16 protein-coding genes and 1 pseudogene are annotated in these 17,101 nt (G+C 58.9%); 13 read left to right on the plus strand and 4 right to left on the minus strand.

Annotation, left to right across the window (positions count from 1 at the left end):
• Nucleotides 1-88 precede the first annotated feature (88 nt).
• From CVM52_RS10910 to CVM52_RS10970, 13 genes and pseudogenes are all read left to right on the plus strand, one after another.
• Nucleotides 89-823: pseudogene (locus CVM52_RS10910) on the plus strand (acyl-CoA dehydrogenase family protein); the annotation flags it as partial.
• A gap of 105 nt (nucleotides 824-928) precedes the next feature.
• Nucleotides 929-1,783 (plus strand): SDR family oxidoreductase, encoded by an 855-nt coding sequence (locus CVM52_RS10915; protein WP_027264300.1) that lies wholly within the window; start codon nucleotides 929-931, stop codon nucleotides 1,781-1,783.
• A gap of 37 nt (nucleotides 1,784-1,820) precedes the next feature.
• Nucleotides 1,821-2,627 (plus strand): ABC transporter ATP-binding protein, encoded by an 807-nt coding sequence (locus CVM52_RS10920; RefSeq protein WP_027264301.1) that lies wholly within the window; start codon nucleotides 1,821-1,823, stop codon nucleotides 2,625-2,627.
• Entirely contained in the window at nucleotides 2,620-4,539 is a 1,920-nt protein-coding gene (locus tag CVM52_RS10925) for an AMP-dependent synthetase/ligase (protein WP_027264302.1), read from the plus strand. Before CVM52_RS10920 ends, CVM52_RS10925 begins: the two co-directional genes overlap by 8 nt.
• Entirely contained in the window at nucleotides 4,540-5,427 is an 888-nt protein-coding gene (locus CVM52_RS10930; protein ID WP_027264303.1) for a branched-chain amino acid ABC transporter permease, read from the plus strand. It abuts the gene before it with no gap.
• A 3-nt stretch (nucleotides 5,428-5,430) separates the two neighbouring features.
• Complete coding sequence (locus CVM52_RS10935; RefSeq protein WP_027264304.1) at nucleotides 5,431-6,504, plus strand: branched-chain amino acid ABC transporter permease; 1,074 nt, start codon at nucleotides 5,431-5,433, stop codon at nucleotides 6,502-6,504.
• A gap of 5 nt (nucleotides 6,505-6,509) precedes the next feature.
• Complete coding sequence (locus CVM52_RS10940; RefSeq protein WP_370330538.1) at nucleotides 6,510-7,328, plus strand: ABC transporter ATP-binding protein; 819 nt, start codon at nucleotides 6,510-6,512, stop codon at nucleotides 7,326-7,328.
• Nucleotides 7,329-7,361: 33 nt separating this feature from the next.
• Nucleotides 7,362-8,600, plus strand: a complete 1,239-nt coding sequence (locus CVM52_RS10945; RefSeq protein WP_027264306.1) for an ABC transporter substrate-binding protein — start codon at nucleotides 7,362-7,364, stop codon at nucleotides 8,598-8,600.
• Nucleotides 8,601-8,695: 95 nt separating this feature from the next.
• A complete protein-coding gene (locus tag CVM52_RS10950; RefSeq protein ID WP_027264307.1) occupies nucleotides 8,696-9,946 on the plus strand; it encodes an ABC transporter substrate-binding protein in 1,251 nt (416 codons plus the stop codon).
• Nucleotides 9,943-10,800, plus strand: coding sequence for an enoyl-CoA hydratase/isomerase family protein (locus CVM52_RS10955; protein WP_240620935.1), 858 nt, complete (start codon nucleotides 9,943-9,945; stop codon nucleotides 10,798-10,800). The genes CVM52_RS10950 and CVM52_RS10955 overlap by 4 nt, the downstream gene beginning before the upstream one ends.
• A gap of 11 nt (nucleotides 10,801-10,811) precedes the next feature.
• A complete protein-coding gene (locus tag CVM52_RS10960; RefSeq protein WP_028284926.1) occupies nucleotides 10,812-11,594 on the plus strand; it encodes an enoyl-CoA hydratase/isomerase family protein in 783 nt (260 codons plus the stop codon).
• Nucleotides 11,595-11,636: 42 nt separating this feature from the next.
• A complete protein-coding gene (locus CVM52_RS10965) occupies nucleotides 11,637-12,395 on the plus strand; it encodes an electron transfer flavoprotein subunit beta/FixA family protein (RefSeq protein WP_100162542.1) in 759 nt (252 codons plus the stop codon).
• Nucleotides 12,395-13,321 carry an electron transfer flavoprotein subunit alpha/FixB family protein gene (locus CVM52_RS10970; RefSeq protein ID WP_100162543.1) on the plus strand — a complete coding sequence of 309 codons (927 nt, stop codon included), beginning with the start codon at nucleotides 12,395-12,397 and terminating at the stop codon, nucleotides 13,319-13,321. Before CVM52_RS10965 ends, CVM52_RS10970 begins: the two co-directional genes overlap by 1 nt.
• A gap of 200 nt (nucleotides 13,322-13,521) precedes the next feature.
• Here CVM52_RS10970 and CVM52_RS10975 read toward each other — a convergent pair whose 3' ends face one another.
• The 4 genes from CVM52_RS10975 to CVM52_RS10990 are packed head-to-tail and all read right to left on the minus strand — an operon-like array spanning nucleotide 13,522 to nucleotide 17,099.
• On the minus strand, nucleotides 13,522-14,343 hold the full coding sequence (locus CVM52_RS10975) for an alpha/beta fold hydrolase (RefSeq protein ID WP_100162544.1): 822 nt from the start codon (nucleotides 14,341-14,343) through the stop codon (nucleotides 13,522-13,524).
• A gap of 2 nt (nucleotides 14,344-14,345) precedes the next feature.
• The gene (dmpG, locus tag CVM52_RS10980; RefSeq protein WP_100162545.1) at nucleotides 14,346-15,380 is read right to left on the minus strand and encodes a 4-hydroxy-2-oxovalerate aldolase; all 1,035 of its coding nucleotides are present in this window, start codon (nucleotides 15,378-15,380) and stop codon (nucleotides 14,346-14,348) included.
• Nucleotides 15,377-16,342, minus strand: coding sequence for an acetaldehyde dehydrogenase (acetylating) (locus tag CVM52_RS10985; RefSeq protein ID WP_442439573.1), 966 nt, complete (start codon nucleotides 16,340-16,342; stop codon nucleotides 15,377-15,379). The genes dmpG and CVM52_RS10985 overlap by 4 nt, the downstream gene beginning before the upstream one ends.
• Nucleotides 16,317-17,099, minus strand: a complete 783-nt coding sequence (locus CVM52_RS10990) for a 2-keto-4-pentenoate hydratase (RefSeq protein ID WP_240620936.1) — start codon at nucleotides 17,097-17,099, stop codon at nucleotides 16,317-16,319. The genes CVM52_RS10985 and CVM52_RS10990 overlap by 26 nt, the downstream gene beginning before the upstream one ends.
• Nucleotides 17,100-17,101: the final 2 nt, after the last annotated feature.

The raw sequence follows: 17,101 nt of genomic DNA on the forward strand, positions 1-17,101 counted from the left end.
AAGTTCTGGCAGGCTTCGACACCCGCCACGATACGCCGCCTTCTCAAACACCGTCACCCATTTCCCAGCATAGCTCGTTGCGAAGTGGCGGGGGGACAGATATGTCGTGCACGGACAAAAAGTCTGGATTTCTACCGCGCAGGTGGCAGACAAGATGTTGCTTCTGGCCAGAACAACGCGGCTTGAGGATGTGAGCAGCCCGACCGAAGGGCTGAGCCTGTTCTATACAGATCTCGACCGAAATTTCGTTGACGTGCGAGAGATCGAAAAGATGGGTCGAAAGGCTGTCGATTCTAACGAAGTCTTCATCGATGGGTTGCCGATTCCGGCTGAGGACCTGATCGGGGAGGAGGGCAAAGGCTTTAGACAAATTTTGCACGGGTTGAATCCCGAACGCATCCTGGTGGCCGGTGAATGCATCGGTATTGCGCGCAACGCACTGGCGCGAGCGGCGCATTATGCAAACGAACGTGTGATTTTTGACCGCCCGATCGGCCAAAATCAGGGTGTTCAGCATCCACTCGCCAAAGCCTGGGCGCGGGTGGAATCTGCCAATCTCATGGTGATGCACGCTGCAGCCCTCTACGATGCGGGAGAACCCTGCGGCGTCGAGGCGAACGCTGCCAAGCTTTTGGCCGCCGACGCCGCGGTTGAGGCGACCGAAGCCGCGCAAATTACATTTGGCGGATTCGGATACGCCAAGGAATATCACGTGGAGCGACTGGTACGGGAAGCTCTGCTGTTCCGCATCGTACCGGTGACACCGCAGATGCTTTTGTCGTTCATAGCAGAAAAAGCCCTTGGACTTCCAATGTCTTACTGATCTGAGATAACGGGCGGGGCTGGTGGGAAAAGGTGTCTTGACCAATTTTCTAACGCGCGTTAGATTAGTGACAACTGCCCCTTAAGGGGAATGGGAGGAGGCGTCATGCATAAGACGCAGTTCGGGTCTTCGAAGGAGGACCTGTCGAAACGTGCAACCGTTTACGCGAGCGATTTATTCAGCGGCAAAACCGTTGTGGTGACCGGCGCTGGAGGCGGATTGGGGCTGGCAATTGCGACCCTGTTCGCGAGGCTCGGGGCCAATCTGGCGATCAATGGACGCAACGAAGAGAAACTGGCTTTGGCGAGGGAGTTCCTCGAAAGTTTCGGGGGTAAAGTCTTCGCTGTGCCAATGACCATCCGGGAGCCTGAGCAGGTCGAGGATTTTGTCGCCAAGACGAACCAGGAGTTCGGGGCGATTGACGTATTGGTGAACAATGCTGGGGGTCAGTTTCCGCAAGCAGCGTTGGAGTTTAGTCCAAAGGGCTGGAATGCGGTCATAGACACCAACCTGAACGGCACGTGGTGGATGATGCAATCCACGGCGCGCCACTGGGTCGCCAACAAGCAATCGGGCTCCATCGTCAACATCGTGGCCGATATCTGGCGCGGCATGCCCGGCATCGCGCATACCTGTGCGGCCCGGGCAGGGGTAGTTTACCTGTCCAAGTCGGTTGCGGTGGAGTGGGCTCCGCACGGTATCCGAGTGAACTGCGTGGCGCCGGGTTGCTGCGAAAGCAACGGTTTCGGGAACTACCCTCCGGAGGGTTCTGCGACCTTTCAGGACTCCAATCCGATGCGGCACGCCGGGGACGAATGGGATGTCGCTGAAGGGGTTGTCTATATGGCGGCGAATTCAGGGAAATTCGTAACCGGTGAAGTTCTGAACATCGACGGTGGGCAGCAATTGTGGGGGGATCCATGGCCAACGGGGCGGCCGGACTACTTCCGGATTACCTGATGATGGCCGTGAACCTTAGGGGGACAACGGGATCTAGATGACGACAAAGACTAAAACAGCAATCGGAGCCGATGATGGGGCGATACTGGAGTGCAGCGGGGTCGAACGACGGTTCGGCGGCATCGTCGCTGTCACCGGTGTGGACCTTGTTATCCGGCAAGGGGAAATCTTTGGACTTGTCGGTCCGAATGGCAGCGGCAAGACAACACTGACGAACGCAATTACCGGATTTTATCCGCCAAACGAGGGCAAAGTCCGGCTGGCAGGAAAAGACATCACGGGCACAGCGCCTCACAAGGTTGCCAAGCTTGGGGTTGCCAGGACGTTCCAAAATCTTGCCCTGTTCAACGGGATGAGCGTTCTGGACAACATCCTGCTCGGGCGGCACATCCACATGAGCCCAGGCGTTTTGCGTACGGCGCTATATTGGTGGGCAGCACAGCGTGAAGAAATCGAGAACCGTAAAATCGTCGAGGAGGTGATCGAGTTTCTGCAACTCGAGAGCATCCGGCATGAGTTGGTCGATGGTCTTCCGATCGGGTTGAAAAAACGGGTCGAGCTGGCGCGGGCATTGGTGGCCGAGCCACAAATGCTGATTCTCGATGAACCGATGGCCGGCATGAACCAGGAAGAGAAAGGGTATATGTCCCGTTTCATTCTGGATGCCCGTGCCGAACGCGGCGTCAGCGTTCTGCTGATCGAACACCATATGGATGTCATCACCGGCATTTGTGATCGGATGCTGGCACTGAATTACGGTGAAATGATCGCCAGTGGCATCCCCAAGGAGGTTGTGAAGGACCCGCGGGTCATCGAGGCATATATCGGAGGGTCGCATGACTGATTTTACGAAGAACCGGTCTTCAGGCGGCGAAACGATTGGTGCACTTCTGGCGAAGAACGCGTCGCTCCACGGAAAGGATATCGCCCGTCGCGAAAAAGAGCGTGGGATATGGAAAGAAACCACCTGGGCGGAATACGCCCAAGAGGTGGTGGCCTGTGCGGCTGGGCTTGAAAAAATCGGCGTGAAGCCTGGCAAAGCAGTGCTTGTTCTGGGCGATAACCGTGCGCGGCTCTATGGCGGCATGCTGGCTGTTTCGTTGCTTGGTGCCTATGCAATGCCTGCCTATCCCGGCGCGACGCTCGAAGAACTCCGGCACTTTCTTGGCGAAGTGGAGATCGTCGCGGCTATTGCGGAAGATCAGGAACAGGTTGACAAGATCCTGGAACTGAAGGACGCCGGCGCCGAGGGCATCGACCACATCATTTATGATGAAGCGCGCGGTCTTGGCTTCTACGAGGTTGAAGGGCTGATGTCCTGGGATCACCTGATCGAAGTTGGTCAGCACGATCTGAACGAAACCCCGGGCCTGCGTGAGGAACTGCTTAGTCGTGCGAAGCCGGAAGATCCGGCCATTTTTCTGCACTCCTCCGGAACGACGGGCGCGCCGAAGGGCATCGTACTGAGTCAGAAGAACGTTCTTGCTGCTGCTCGGAATGGACATGCGGCGGGTGCCTTCGACGAAAATGAGGAGATCCTCGCGTACTTGCCGATGGCCTGGGTGGGAGACTACGCCATAACCGTTGCCGCGGCACTCCTTTGGCGTTTCACCGTGAATGTGCCTGAGCGCCAGGAAACGGTCGTGCGCGACATGCGCGAGATCGCTCCGACCTTCTATCTGGCGGCGCCGAGAAGCTGGGACCAAATGCTGACGACAATCCAGGTGGGTATCGAGAATTCGACCCCTTTCAAGAAATGGCTGTATCATTTCTTCATGGATCGGGCCATCGCCGCTGAGACACGCAAGCTGAACGGAAAAAGCGGTGGTATATTGGAGCCTTTGGGCCGACTTTTGGGTGAGGCAATTGTTTTCGGTCCGATCAAGGACCAGTTCGGAATGAGCCGCCTCAAGAACGCGTTCACCGGCGGCGAAGCGATCGGCGAAGACACCTTTGTTTTCTACCGAGCCTTGGGAATCAAATTGCGCCAACTCTACGGCCAAACCGAAAACAGCGCGATCAATGCAATTCAGTCTCCGGGTGAAGTGCGCCTTCATACGGTTGGCAAACCCGCGCCCGGCGTCGAGGTGACCATCGCCGAGGACGGGGAGATCTTGGTACGCTCGGACAGCGTATTCGAAGGGTACTTCAACAAACCCGAAGCGACCGCCGAAGCCCTTGAGGGCGGGTGGCTGCATACAGGTGATGCCGGGTATTTGGAGGAAGATGGACACCTGGTTGTTCTGGGGCGCGTCTCCGAGGTCATGCATACGGCCGGAGGCGAGCGGTTTGTGCCAAACTACATCGAGAACCGGTTGAAATTCAGCCCTTATATTAAGGATGCTGCCGTAATCGGCGCCGGGCTTGACGAATTGACGGCTATGGTCTGCGTGGATTTCGAAGCCGTTGGCCACTGGGCAGAGGTGAACGGCGTGCCCTATGTGTCTTATGCCGATCTTTCTCAGCGTGAAGAGGTCGCGACGTTGCTTCGCGAGGCCTTCCAACGGGTCAACAAGGCCGTCACCGAACCATTGCGCCTGCAACGCTTTGTCAGTCTGCCGAAAGAATTCGACCCGGACGATGGCGAAATCACGCGAACCCGAAAACTGCGGCGGAAGGTCGTTCAGGAACGCTATGCCGACGTGATCGCAGCGCTCTACGACGGTTCAAAAGAGGTCCATGTAAGCGCGCAGGTGACTTACGAGACCGGGGAAGTAGGGAAGGTCGAAAGAAGCCTTCCCATCAGGGAGGTATAAATGGACTGGGTCTTTCTATCAGAGCTTGCGATCAACGGAGCCTTGACGGGTCTGCTGTACTCGCTATTCGCCATCGGCCTTGTGCTGATTTACAAGGCATCTTCGGTGCCCAATCTGGCGCAGGGCGGGTTGACCATGGTCGGGGCCTATGTGGTCCTGGCGCTGGCACGCGACGTGGGTTTACCCTTGTGGCTGGCCATCCCTCTGGCTGCGGTTGTCATGTTCGGCCTTGGGTTCGGCATTGAGCGTGTTGCTCTGCGCCGTCTCGCAGGTCGGCCGGTTGTCATGATCTTGATGCTGACACTCGGCCTCGACATTTTCCTGCGGGGTACAACGCTTGCGATCTGGGGCGGGACGTCGCGTTCGATGGAATTGGGCGTCAGCTATGATCCGCTGTTCCTGGGCGACATATTCATCAGCCGCATCCATCTGGTTGGTGCCGGTGTTGCGCTCGTCTTGTTTGTCGCCTTCATGCTGTTTTTCCGAACCCGGACCGGGATCAAGTTGCGGGCGATCGCGGATGATTACATGGCTTCGTGGTCGGTCGGCATCTCGGTTGAACGCGGAGTTGGCTTTTCTTGGGCGCTGGCATCCGTTGTTGCCGTCGCCGCAGGCGTTATATGGGGCGAGATTCAGGGTGTCGATCAGGCGCTGTCGCTGTTGCTTCTCAAAGGTCTGACGGTTGCCGTTCTCGGTGGTCTCGACAGTATCCTTGGCGCCGTGATCGCGGGCATCATCCTGGGCGTCGTCGAAAACGTTGGCGCTGATTTCCTCGATCCGCTTGTCGGAGGCGGAAGCCGTGAGCTTATCGTCGCTGCCGTGCTCATTCTTACGGTCATGATCCGTCCGCACGGGCTGTTCGGTCGTCACGACATCGAAAGGGTGTAAGGAATGTTTTACGGACTTTCCGGCGTCCATCACGCCAACTACGTTTCGGATAGCCGAATCTTCAAGGTACCTGCTGACAGGAATCTGGCTGCATTTATCTTCCTGATCGGCATTGCCGCGCCATTCATCATACCTTCGCTTTACCTGAACAGTTACATGCTTCCGTGGCTGATCTGGACGGCGGCCGCTTTGGGGCTGAACCTGGTGACAGGTTGGGCGGGGCAGCTTCACCTGGGCTACGCCGCGGTCATGGCGGTCGGCGCCTATTCGGCGATCCATGCCGCGCGTTTCGGGGTGCCGTGGGAATTCGCGCTGATCATCGGCGGGTTGACGTCATCCGTGATCGGCAGCCTGTTTGCTTTTGCCGCTTTGCGGGTCAAGGGACTGTACCTCGCCCTTACCACTCTTGCGATGCAATTTGTGATGGACTGGGTTCTGACCCACTCTCCGGCGATCTCGGGGGGCTCACACGCGTCGCTCCAGTCACCGACATTGGCGCTGCTCGGGCAAGAGATTACCACTGATACTGGCTTCTACTATGTCGCCTTCGGCTGGTGTGTCTTGGTGACGATCTTCATGCTTAATCTCAAGCGTACTGGACTCGGTCGCGCTTTGGTCGCTGTCCGGGAAAAAGACTTTGCAGCCGCGATCCTGGGTGTGAACAGTTTCTACTACAAGATCCTGGCCTTCGCGACGTCGTCTTTCATCGCGGGCGTCAGTGGTGCGTTGCTTGTTGCCACCTTCTTCTTTCTTGCGGCACCTGAGCAGTTTTCGGTGAACGTGTCGATCCAGGTTCTTGCGATGGTGATTGTTGGCGGCCTTGGCAGCATTATCGGTTCCTATTTCGGTGTTGCCCTGATCCTTCTTGTTCCGGGTATCGTGAACGGTCTCGTCGTCACGCTGAGTGACGGGCTTGGCATGCAGATCAACGTTGAAACGCTCGCCCACATCCCCAACGCGGTCTATGGCGCGCTGATCGTCATTGTCCTTCTGATCGAACCGCTTGGTTTGGGAAAACTCTACGGCAACATCAGAGACTACCTGATGGTCTGGCCCTTCGATCAGTTCAAGAAATAAGGGAAATGCCGATGCAAGAAAAAAAAGTTGAAGCCCAGAACATTCTGTCCATGAACAGTGTCGAGGTGCTGTACGACAATGTAATGCTGGCGATCAAAGGTGTTTCGGTCCAGGTTCCTACAGGCGGGATGATCGCGCTTTTGGGGTCGAACGGAGCGGGAAAAAGCACCACGTTGAAAGCGATCAGCGGTCTTTTGAAAGCCGAGCGCGGACGCATCAGCCGAGGTGAGATAACGTTCCAGGGAGCGGACATTACCGAAGCGCTCGCGCAAAAACGCGTCGAGATGGGCATCTGTCATGTCATCGAAGGGCGACGAGTCTTCGAACACCTGACCCCCGACGAGAACCTGACCGCCGCCGCGCCGCACGGGATGTCCCGATCAACGCTGAATGCGGAAAAGGACAAGATCTACGGATATTTTCCGCGGCTTGCCGAACGCAAAAATTCGCAAGCAGGCTATTTGTCGGGTGGTGAGCAACAGATGCTTGCCATTGGGCGGGCCCTCGTGACCCAGCCGAAGCTGTTGATGCTTGACGAGCCAAGTCTCGGGCTTGCTCCGTTCCTGGTCGAGGAAATCTTCGGCATACTGCAAAAGATCAATAAGGATGAGGGCCTGTCCGTACTACTGGTGGAACAGAACGCCTTGGCGGCTCTGGAAATCGTGTCGCAAGGGTACCTTATCGAGAACGGCCGCGTCGTTATGCACGGCACCGCCGAGGCGCTCAAATCTAACTCCGACATTCAGGAGTTCTATCTAGGCGGCGGAGAGACCGATTTTCACAACGTCAAGCACTACAGCCGACGCAAACGTTGGCTGAGCTAACGTACTATTCGGAAACTGTTCAGGGAGGAACAAATGAAGAAACTTACCAAAGCGTTGGCCGTATTATCAATGTTCGGCGGAGCAATGTTTGGCACCCAGACGCTGGCCGAGCCATTCAAGATCGGCATCTGCTACGATCTCAGCAAAGCCTATACCTTTGCCACGCCGCAGGTTTCGCAGGCCGCGATGGACCTTGCCAAGCTCATCAACATGAAGGGCGGCATCGGTGGGGAACCGGTCGAAGTCATCGTGCGTGACCACGGGAACGAACCGCAGCGCGGAATCGAGTGCTACTCCAAGCTCAGCCGCGAGGGCGTCTTTGTCTTCGATACCCTGTCCACTCCGGTCTCTCTGGCTATCCTGCCGCGGGCCATGGAAGACGAGCGTATCCTGATGCAGTCGCTTGTCGGCCGAGGCGATGCCGTCGACGGCACCGTTTTCGAATGGGTCTATCCGGTCGGACCGACCTATTGGGGACAGGCGGCCAATGATGTTGCCTACATAAAGCAATTGCATGATGGCGACTTGTCGGACGTGAAGGTGGGGTTTGTGTATTTCGATTATCCTTTCGGACAGGAGCCGATCGAGATCCTGGAAACCTTGTCCGAAAAAGAGGGTTTCGAGCTTGAGCTTTACCCTGTGCCACTGCCTGGCAGCGACCAGGCCGGAGTGTGGTCCAAGGTGCGCCGCGACAAGCCCGATCATGTAATCGTCTGGATGTTGGGCGGTGCGCATGTGGTCGCGTCGAAGGAGATGCAGCGCAATCGCATTCCGATGGACAAGTACATCTCGGTCAACTGGTTGAACGAAGTCGATATCGCCAACATCGGTAAAGAGGCCGCCAAGGGTATCAAGCGCGGTACCAATGTCGTGGGCGGTCAGGATATTGCCCTGTATCAGGAAATCATGGCCGAGCTTTATGACAAGGGCGAGGGGTCCGGCCCGATCGAGAAGACGCAGGACGTTTTCTACAACACCGGTCTGGCGATGTATTCAATCATGTTCGAAGCCGCGCGCAGGGCGGCAGAACAGGAAGGCCTTCCGATAACCGCGGAGTCCTACAAAGCCGGACTGGAATCTCTTGAGGGATACGACGCGAACGGGCTGATGGCCCCCATTACGGTGACGGCCGAAGATCATGGCGGCGGCGGTAAGACCCGGATCGAGATGTGGGACGGGGAGACTTGGGTGCCGCAAACCGACTGGATCTCTGAGTACACGGACGTCGTGTGGGACGTGGTGAAAGAAAGTTCCTCAAAATACGAGCAGTGAATGACCAATAGCAGGAAGGGCGACGCTACGCGGGGCGGCAGCGGCGTTTATAAGACAGTATCACCGCCCCAAACCAAACCAACGGGAGAGAGAACATGAAAGTCACACAGCAAATTAAGGCAGTGGTCCTTGCTGCTGCGCTGGCAACAAGCGCGACTGTGGCCTCAGCGCAGGACAAGGAGCCGATCCGCTTCGGACTCTGCTTCGACCTCAGCAAGTCCTACACCTTCATTTCGCCTCAGGTGGCCCAGGCCGCTCAGGACCTCGCGATGTATACCAACGAAAACGGTGGTATCGAAGGGCATCCGGTGGAAATCATCGTGCGCGATCACGGCAACGAACCGCAGCGCGGCGTGGAATGCTACGAGCAGCTCAAGCGTGAAGGTGTATTCATTTTCAACATGCTCTCGACGCCGGTCACGAATGCGGTTCTGCCCCGTGCAATGAGAGACGGTAACATCCTGATGCAATCGTTCGTCGGTCGGGGTGACGCCGTGGATGGCGAGGTGTTCGAATGGGTTTTCCCGGTCGGCCCGACCTATTGGCAGCAGGCGGCGAACGACGTTGCATTCATCAAGGAGCAGATGGGCGGTGATCTGAGCGATGCGAAGATCGGGTTCATCTATCTGGACTACCCCTTTGGCCAGGAACCGATCGAGATCCTGAAAACGCTTTCCGAGAAGGAAGGGTTCGAACTGGAGCTTTATCCCGTGCCGCTTCCCGGGTCGGATCAAGCCGGCGCATGGAGCAAAATCCGCCGCGACAAGCCCGACTATGTGATCAGCTGGCTACTGGCGGGCGGACATGTGGTCGCCTCGAAGGAAATGCGCCGCAACCGTTTCCCGATCGACCGCTATCTGTCGGTGAACTGGCTGAACGAAGTCGATATCGCCAATATCGGCGCGGAAGAGGCGAAAGGCATCCTGCGCGGGACCAACGTGGCCGGCGGCCAGGAAGTCCCGCTCGTCAAGACGATGCTGGACACCTACTATGCCAATGGCGAAGGCAGCGGCCCCGAGAGCTTGGTGCACGATGTCTACTACAACACCGGTCTTGCGATCTATTCGGTCGGTTTCGAAGCTGCCCGTATCGCGATCGAGGAGAACGGATGGCCGTTGACGCCAGAGAGCATGAAAGCGGGCTATGAAGCGATCGAGAACTTCGACGGCAACGGTCTCATGGCGCCGGTCACGGTGACCGCGGAAGACCATGGCGGCGGTGGCAAGACCCGGGTCGAACAGTGGGATGGCGAGACCTGGGTTCCGCTTACCGACTGGAGCGCCGATTACCTCGATATCGTTTGGGAAGTGATCAAGGAAAGCTCCGAGTCGTTCTCAGTCGAATGAACACAAGCATCCCCGCGGCACCCATGCCGCGGGGATTTTTCGCACAAATACAGTCCATGAATAACGAAGTTAATGCTATGAGCCCCATTGATGTGAAGATCGAAGACGGCATCGCAACCGTCTGTATCAACCGGCCCGAACGCAAGAACGCACTTTCCGTGGCCGCAACGAACGGGCTGACGGATGCCTGGGAGAAGATCGAGGCGGATGACAGCGTTCGTGTGGCCATTCTGACTTCTGCCGATTGCGGCGTTTTCAGCGCCGGACTGGATCTGAAGGAAGCCACACAAATCGCACGCGACGAGGGTGTCGATATTCTGACCAAGATGCGCGACCCGTTTCACGAGACCATGCGCGCCTGCAAGAAACCGATCATCGCGGCGATGACAGGGTCGCTGATGGCGGGCGGCATGATGCTGACCTTGAATTGCGATCTGCGGGTCGGTCTCAAGGGGACCAAGGTCGGTATCACCGAAGTAAAGATCGGTCGTGGATCGCCCTGGGCATCGCCGGCACTGTCCATGCTACCGCAGCCCATCCTTATGGAAATCGTTCTGACCGGCGACTTGATGCCGATCGAGCGCCTGCACGAATACGGGTTCACCAACTATATCGAAGACACTCCCGATGCTGTCCGCGCAAGGGCATTTGACCTTGCCAAACGCATTGCCAGCGCGGCCCCGCTGTCGGTTGTTGCCGCGAAAGGCGGCGTTCGCGCGACCATGGACCTGGGCTGTGCGGGTGGCCTGAAAGAGGGCAAGCGCCTTCACGAGGTGGTTTACGCCAGCAACGACGCGATTGAAGGCCCAAAGGCCTTTGCTGAAAAGCGGGCACCCGTCTGGACCGGGACCTGATGGAGACTTGAATGACTGAGCTTATTCGCCTGGACAGGGAAGGCCCTGTCGGAATCCTGCGTTTTCTTCAGCCGACAAAACGCAACCCTTACAGCATCGGGTTCGTCGAAGAACTGGTGGCGCTTCTGCGCGAAGCCGAACGGGACGCTACGATCCGTGTCGTTGTTATGACCGGTGGCAATCATTTCAGCAGCGGCGGCGATCTTGTCGGGTTTCAGTCCGAGATCGCCAAAGGCGCGCGGGCGACGTCGGAAATGGTGGACCTGGTTCACGATGGCGGACGCGCGGCCTATCTGTTTCGCAAACCTCTGATTTCCGCGGTATGCGGCGTGGCTTTTGGCGCGGGCCTCAGCCTGGCCTTGTCGGCGGACATTGTCGTTGCCGCCGAAGATGCCCGGCTGTGCGAAGTATTTGCACGCGTCGGCGGTTGTCCCGACACGGGATCAAGCTGGCTGCTTCAGCAGCGCGCCGGTGCGGGCGTTGCCCGGATGCTTGTGCTCACGGGCCGTGAAATCGACGGGCGCACCGCCAGGGACCTGCGCGTTGTCGAAGAATGCGTGCCGGCCAACCAGGTCGAGGTACGGGCGCTGGAAATTGCCCGCGAGATTGCAACGCACCCGATGTTTGGCGTTCAGACCGCCAAGCGTGTGATGCGCGCCGCAGCCGAGTGCAGCTATCTCGAGGCGCTGGATATCGAGCGCGATGCCCAAAGCGTTTTGCTGTGCGCGCATGACTTTCCCGAGGCCATGAAAGCGTTTTCGGAAAAAAGAACTCCAGAATTCAAAGACCGTTAGCTCGGTTGAAACCTTATCGCAAAACTCAAGGAGACCACGCCAATGAAGGTACTCGTGCCTGTGAAACGCGTGATCGACTACAACGTGAAGGTTCGTGTCAAAGCGGACGGAAGCGGTGTCGATCTGGCCAACGTTAAGATGTCGATGAACCCTTTCGACGAAATCGCCGTCGAAGAGGCGATACGCCTGAAAGAGGCCGGCAAGGCCGAAGAGGTGGTCGCGGTATCCATCGGCGTCAAACAGGCGCAGGAAACCCTGCGCACCGCACTGGCCATGGGTGCCGACCGCGCCATCCTGGTCGTTGCAGCGGATGACGTGCACCATGATATCGAGCCGCTGGCAGTGGCCAAAATCCTTGCCAAGGTCGTGGAAGAGGAACAGCCTGGTCTGATTCTCTGCGGCAAGCAGGCGATCGACAACGACATGAACGCCACCGGCCAGATGCTGTCCGCCCTGCTCGGCTGGAGCCAGGCGACCTTTGCGTCCGAAGTGGACATCGACGGCGACACCGCCAGGGTCACCCGCGAGGTCGACGGCGGGTTGCAGACCATCGCCGTGAAGATGCCCGCCATCGTCACCGTGGACCTGCGCCTGAACGAGCCGCGTTATGCCTCGCTGCCCAACATCATGAAGGCAAAGAAAAAACCGCTGGATGAGAAATCCGCCGCCGACTATGGCGTCGATGTCAGCCCGCGGCTGGAAATCGTCAAGACGGCCGAGCCCGCCGAACGCTCGGCCGGGATCATCGTCGGCTCGGTGGACGAGCTGGTTGCGAAACTCAAAGAAGCGGGGGCTGTGTAATGGCTGTTCTTCTGATTGGTGAAGTGACCAACGGCGAACTGGCGCTGGACGCCACCGCCAAGGCCGTGACCGCCGCATCGGCGCTGGGTGACGTGACCGTTCTGTGCGCCGGTGCCTCCGCCGCCGCCGCCGGCGAGGCCGCCGCCAAGATCGCCGGTGTCGCCAAGGTGCTGGTCGCCGAGGATGCCTCGCTGGGCCACCGCCTGGCGGAACCGACCGCCGCGCTGATCGTCAGCCTGGCAGGCGATTATGAACATATCGTTGCCCCGGCCACGACGGATGCGAAAAACGTCATGCCGCGCGTTGCCGCGCTTCTGGACGTGATGGTGCTGTCGGATGTCTCCGGCGTGGTTGATGGCGCGACCTTCGAACGCCCGATCTATGCCGGCAACGCCGTGCAGACGGTGAAATCGTCGGATGCCAAGAAGGTCATCACCTTCCGCACCTCGACCTTCGACGCCGCCGGCGACGGCGGGTCTGCCCCGGTCGAAACCATCGGCGCCGCCGAAAACCCCGGCCTCAGCGAATGGGTCGAGGACAAGGTGGCCGAAAGCGACCGCCCCGAGCTGACCTCGGCCGGCGTGGTCGTGTCGGGCGGCCGTGGCGTCGGCTCCGAGGAAGACTTCAAGATCATCGAGGCGCTGGCCGACAAGCTGGGCGCCGCCGTCGGCGCCTCCCGCGCCGCCGTCGATTCGGGTTACGCCCCGAACGACTGGCAGGTGGGCCAGACCGGCAAGGTGGTCGCCCCCGAACTCTACATCGCCGTCGGCATCTCGGGCGCCATCCAGCACCTCGCCGGCATGAAGGATTCGAAGATCATCGTCGCCATCAACAAGGACGAAGAAGCCCCGATCTTCCAGGTCGCCGACTTCGGACTGGTGGCCGACCTCTTCCAGGCCGTCCCCGAACTGACCGAAAAACTGTGATCGGTGAACGGTGGGTTTGAAATCCACCCTACACATACCGCAGGACAGACGACGCCCGCCGGAAACGGCGGGCGTTTTTCATGGGGAAGAGCACTCTGGGACCACTTCGACCCAAGGTGTCGGGTCGAAATGGGGGCAGTTTATGCCCATGGCGGTAGAAGCGAGTTGCTGGGCGGGCAATTCATCCCACCAGTTCATCCTTATGCCAGAAAGAAGTCCTTAATCAGGCTGTTGAACCGGTCCTTCTTTTCGATTTGCGTCCAGTGGCCGCATTCGCCGAAGGTGTGCAGTTCCGAGCGTTTCAGCAATTGGTGAAGGCGATGAGAGGACTCCAGGGGGATAACCGCATCCTCGCGGCCGTGCACAATCAGCGCGCGATGGGGGAGCGCGGCAATCTTGTCTTCAGGCGTAGACAGCGCGGCGACATGGCGACCGCGGGGTGCCGGGAACATGGCCGAGAAACTTTCCTGATAGCCGGGGCGTTTGCTGGCGTCGTAACGCGATTTTATCAGATCCTCGGTGATGAGGCTTTTGTCATAGGCAAAGCACTCCATCATGATCTTGCGCATGTTTTCCAGGCTGGGCTCATAGCCCCAGACGGTGTCCAGCCCCTCTGTCAGACCAAAATCAAGACCGGCCGATCCCATCAGAACCATCCGGTCGACCCGGTCGGGATACCGGCTGGCAATAGCCAGCGTGAGCCCGCCGCCGAAGGAATTACCGACGAAATGGGCCTTTTCGACACCCGTGGCGTCCATAAATGCGATTGTATGTTCGACCCAGCCGTCCAGCGAGTAGGTCTCGTTCTCGTGCCGCTCGGTGTAGCCAAATCCCATTGCATCCGGCGCCAGAACCCGGAAATCGCTGGCCAGATCGGGAACTGTCAGCCGCCAGTTGGCATAGCCGGTCACGCCCGGGCCGGAGCCATGCAGCAACAAAACTGCAGGGCCGGTCCCCTCTTCAAGATAGTTGGTCTTCCGCCCTGCGGCCTCGATTGTCTTGCCGATTTCAGGATTGGTCATTGTTAATTCCCTTGTTGCCCTGTTGCGTTGCTGCCGTTCGCCAGGTCCAGTGCGACATCGACAATCATGTCTTCCTGCCCGCCGACCATGCGGCGCTGGCCCAGCTCGTTCAGAATAGTGCGTGCATCTATGCCATATTGCGCGGCCGCGCGTTCCGCGTGCAAAAGAAAGCTCGAATAGACACCGCTATAGCCCAGAGAAAGCGTTTCACGGTCGACCCGGACCGGGCGCTCCTGTAGCGGGCGGACCAGATCGTCTGCCGCGTCCATCAGCGCGTTGAGGTTGGTGCCCGTATCGTAGCCTTCCCTTTCAAGAACCGCTATCAGAGCTTCGAGAGGCGCATTTCCGGCCCCCGCGCCCAGGCCCGTCAGGGATCCGTCGACGCGATACGCCCCCTCTTCGACGGCGGCGACCGAAATCGCAACACCAAGCGTGAGGTTGTGATGCGCATGGATGCCGACCTGCGTTTCCGGCTTTAGCGCCTGGCGCAAAGCGCGCGCCCGCGCCCGCGCGGAACTGACGGTCAACGCACCGGCGCTATCGGTCACATATACGCAATGTGCACCGTAGCTTTCCATAAGCAGGGCCTGTTCGGCCAGGGCGCCGGGTTCGTTCATGTGGGCCATCATCAGAAAGCCCGACACATCCATGCCAATGTCGCGTGCGGTGCCGATATGTTGTCTGGCGATGTCTGCCTCTGTGCAATGGGTGGCCACGCGAACCGACCGGACACCGGCGGCGTATGCCTCTTTGAGGTCGGCGATTGTGCCGATGCCCGGAACCAGAAGCGTGGTCAGTTTGGCGGTCTTTACCGCGTCGGCCGCGGCGGCGATCCAATCCAGATCGCGGTGGCGCCCGAAACCATAGTTGAAACTTGTCCCGTTCAAACCGTCGCCGTGGCTGACCTCGATCGCATCAACGCCTGCGGCGTCCAGCGCAGCGGCGATATCTTGCACCTGGCCGACAGTGAACTGGTGGCGCACCGCATGCATCCCGTCGCGCAGTGTCACGTCTTGGATATAGAGGTTCCTGGTCATTGCGCGGCCTTTTCTTTCGTGCGTGCGATCTGTTCGCCGGTTGCCAGCGCCGCCGATGTCATGATGTCCAGATTTCCGGCGTATTTCGGCAGGTAGTGTCCGGCGCCCTCTACTTCGAGAAACACCGAAACCTTCAGCCCGCCTTCGGCAGGGCCGCCGGGCAGCCCGGCCGCCGCGTTCGGTCCGATCCTTTCGAACTGAACTTCCTGTTTGAGACGGTATCCAGGGACATAAGCCCGTACGGATTCGACCATATCCTCGACCGATGCGCGAATAGCTTCCGCGTCGTCTGTCTGGGCCAGGCAATACACCGTGTCCCGCATCACCAAAGGCGGCTCTGCCGGATTGAGGATAATGATGGCTTTGCCTTCCTCGGCGCCTCCGACCTCACATATTGCGCGCGAGGTGGTCTCGGTAAATTCGTCGATATTCGCGCGCGTTCCCGGCCCGGCCGACCTGGAAGAGATCGAGGCGACAATTTCCGCATAGCGCACCGGGGCCACCCGCGAAACCGCGGCCACGATCGGAATGGTGGCCTGGCCGCCGCAGGTAACCATGTTGACATTGGCCGCGTCCAAATGGGTGGAAATGTTGACCGTCGGCACCACATAGGGCCCGATGGCGGCAGGCGTCAGATCGACGACCCGCTTGCCATCGGCCGTCAGCAACTCGCTGTGCCGGGCGTGGGCCTTGGCGGACGTCGCGTCGAACACCACAGCAATGTCGCCATAGCCGGGCATCTGCCGTAAACCGTCGATACCCTCGGCCGTCACCGGGACGCCCAGCTTTTCAGCCCGCTTCAACCCGTCCGAGGCAGGGTCAATGCCGACAAATGCAGCCAGTTCCAACAGGTCGCTGTTCCGCATCAGCTTGATCATGAGATCGGTGCCGATATTGCCGGTGCCGATTATGGCCGCCTTTACTTTTGACATTCTATCACTCCGTGAATGAAACGCTGACATGGCCCAGGCCGCCAATCGAGGCCTGAACCAGTGCTTTGCCCGTGACCGGAGCCATCGGCCCCAACGCTCCGGACAGGATGATCTGCCCCGCCCTGAGGGGCGTTCCGTTTGTACGCATCTTTTCGGCCAGCCAGGCGACGGCGTTGACAGGGCTGCCCATGCAGGCCGCACCGGTTCCGGTGGAAACGGTCTGCCCGTTCAGGGTCATGTCCATTGCGCAGTTGGAAAAATCGAAGCCCAGGGGCGAGATGACCGGAGCGCCCAGAACCAACAAACCGGACGAGGCATTGTCGGCGATCGTATCGAGCAGGGTGATGTTCCAATCGGCTATGCGGCTGTCCACGATCTCGATTGCCGGGGCAATAAAGACGGTTGCGCGCAATACATCCGCGGCATTCGGCTGGGCAATATCCAGATCGTCGCCTAGAATAAACGCGATCTCCGCCTCGATCTTTGGTTGCAGCACGCGGTCCGATGAAATGATACCCCCATCGCCGACAATCATGTCCGACAGCAAGGTGCCGTAGTCCGGCTGATCCACGCCCATCTGAGCCTGAACGGCCTTGGCGGTCAGTCCGATCTTATGCCCGATCAACCGGCTGCCCCCGGCCAGACGCCGTTCGATATTGGCCTGCTGCACGGCATATGCGGCATCAAGACCGTCGTCCTTGAGATGTTCTTGGATCGGAGCGCACGGCGTTGCTTTCTTCTCTGCCTGCCACAATGCTTCGGCCGCGACTGCCAGGTTATTGTCCAATT

This window comes from Pseudooceanicola lipolyticus, from assembly GCF_002786325.1.
In the GTDB taxonomy this organism is placed as follows: domain Bacteria; phylum Pseudomonadota; class Alphaproteobacteria; order Rhodobacterales; family Rhodobacteraceae; genus Pseudooceanicola_C; species Pseudooceanicola_C lipolyticus.

Excerpts from the sequence above, each read along its gene's own strand:
- CVM52_RS10915 (WP_027264300.1), top strand. The coding sequence starts at position 929 with ATGCATAAGACGCAGTTCGGGTCTTCGAAGGAGGACCTGTCGAAACGT.
- CVM52_RS10920 (WP_027264301.1), top strand. The coding sequence starts at position 1,821 with ATGACGACAAAGACTAAAACAGCAATCGGAGCCGATGATGGGGCGATA.
- CVM52_RS10925 (WP_027264302.1), top strand. The coding sequence starts at position 2,620 with ATGACTGATTTTACGAAGAACCGGTCTTCAGGCGGCGAAACGATTGGT.
- CVM52_RS10930 (WP_027264303.1), top strand. The coding sequence starts at position 4,540 with ATGGACTGGGTCTTTCTATCAGAGCTTGCGATCAACGGAGCCTTGACG.
- CVM52_RS10935 (WP_027264304.1), top strand. The coding sequence starts at position 5,431 with ATGTTTTACGGACTTTCCGGCGTCCATCACGCCAACTACGTTTCGGAT.
- CVM52_RS10940 (WP_370330538.1), top strand. The coding sequence starts at position 6,510 with ATGCCGATGCAAGAAAAAAAAGTTGAAGCCCAGAACATTCTGTCCATG.
- CVM52_RS10945 (WP_027264306.1), top strand. The coding sequence starts at position 7,362 with ATGAAGAAACTTACCAAAGCGTTGGCCGTATTATCAATGTTCGGCGGA.
- CVM52_RS10950 (WP_027264307.1), top strand. The coding sequence starts at position 8,696 with ATGAAAGTCACACAGCAAATTAAGGCAGTGGTCCTTGCTGCTGCGCTG.
- CVM52_RS10955 (WP_240620935.1), top strand. The coding sequence starts at position 9,943 with ATGAACACAAGCATCCCCGCGGCACCCATGCCGCGGGGATTTTTCGCA.
- CVM52_RS10960 (WP_028284926.1), top strand. The coding sequence starts at position 10,812 with ATGACTGAGCTTATTCGCCTGGACAGGGAAGGCCCTGTCGGAATCCTG.
- CVM52_RS10965 (WP_100162542.1), top strand. The coding sequence starts at position 11,637 with ATGAAGGTACTCGTGCCTGTGAAACGCGTGATCGACTACAACGTGAAG.
- CVM52_RS10970 (WP_100162543.1), top strand. The coding sequence starts at position 12,395 with ATGGCTGTTCTTCTGATTGGTGAAGTGACCAACGGCGAACTGGCGCTG.
- CVM52_RS10975 (WP_100162544.1), bottom strand. The coding sequence starts at position 14,343 with ATGACCAATCCTGAAATCGGCAAGACAATCGAGGCCGCAGGGCGGAAG.
- dmpG (WP_100162545.1), bottom strand. The coding sequence starts at position 15,380 with ATGACCAGGAACCTCTATATCCAAGACGTGACACTGCGCGACGGGATG.
- CVM52_RS10985 (WP_442439573.1), bottom strand. The coding sequence starts at position 16,342 with ATGTCAGCGTTTCATTCACGGAGTGATAGAATGTCAAAAGTAAAGGCG.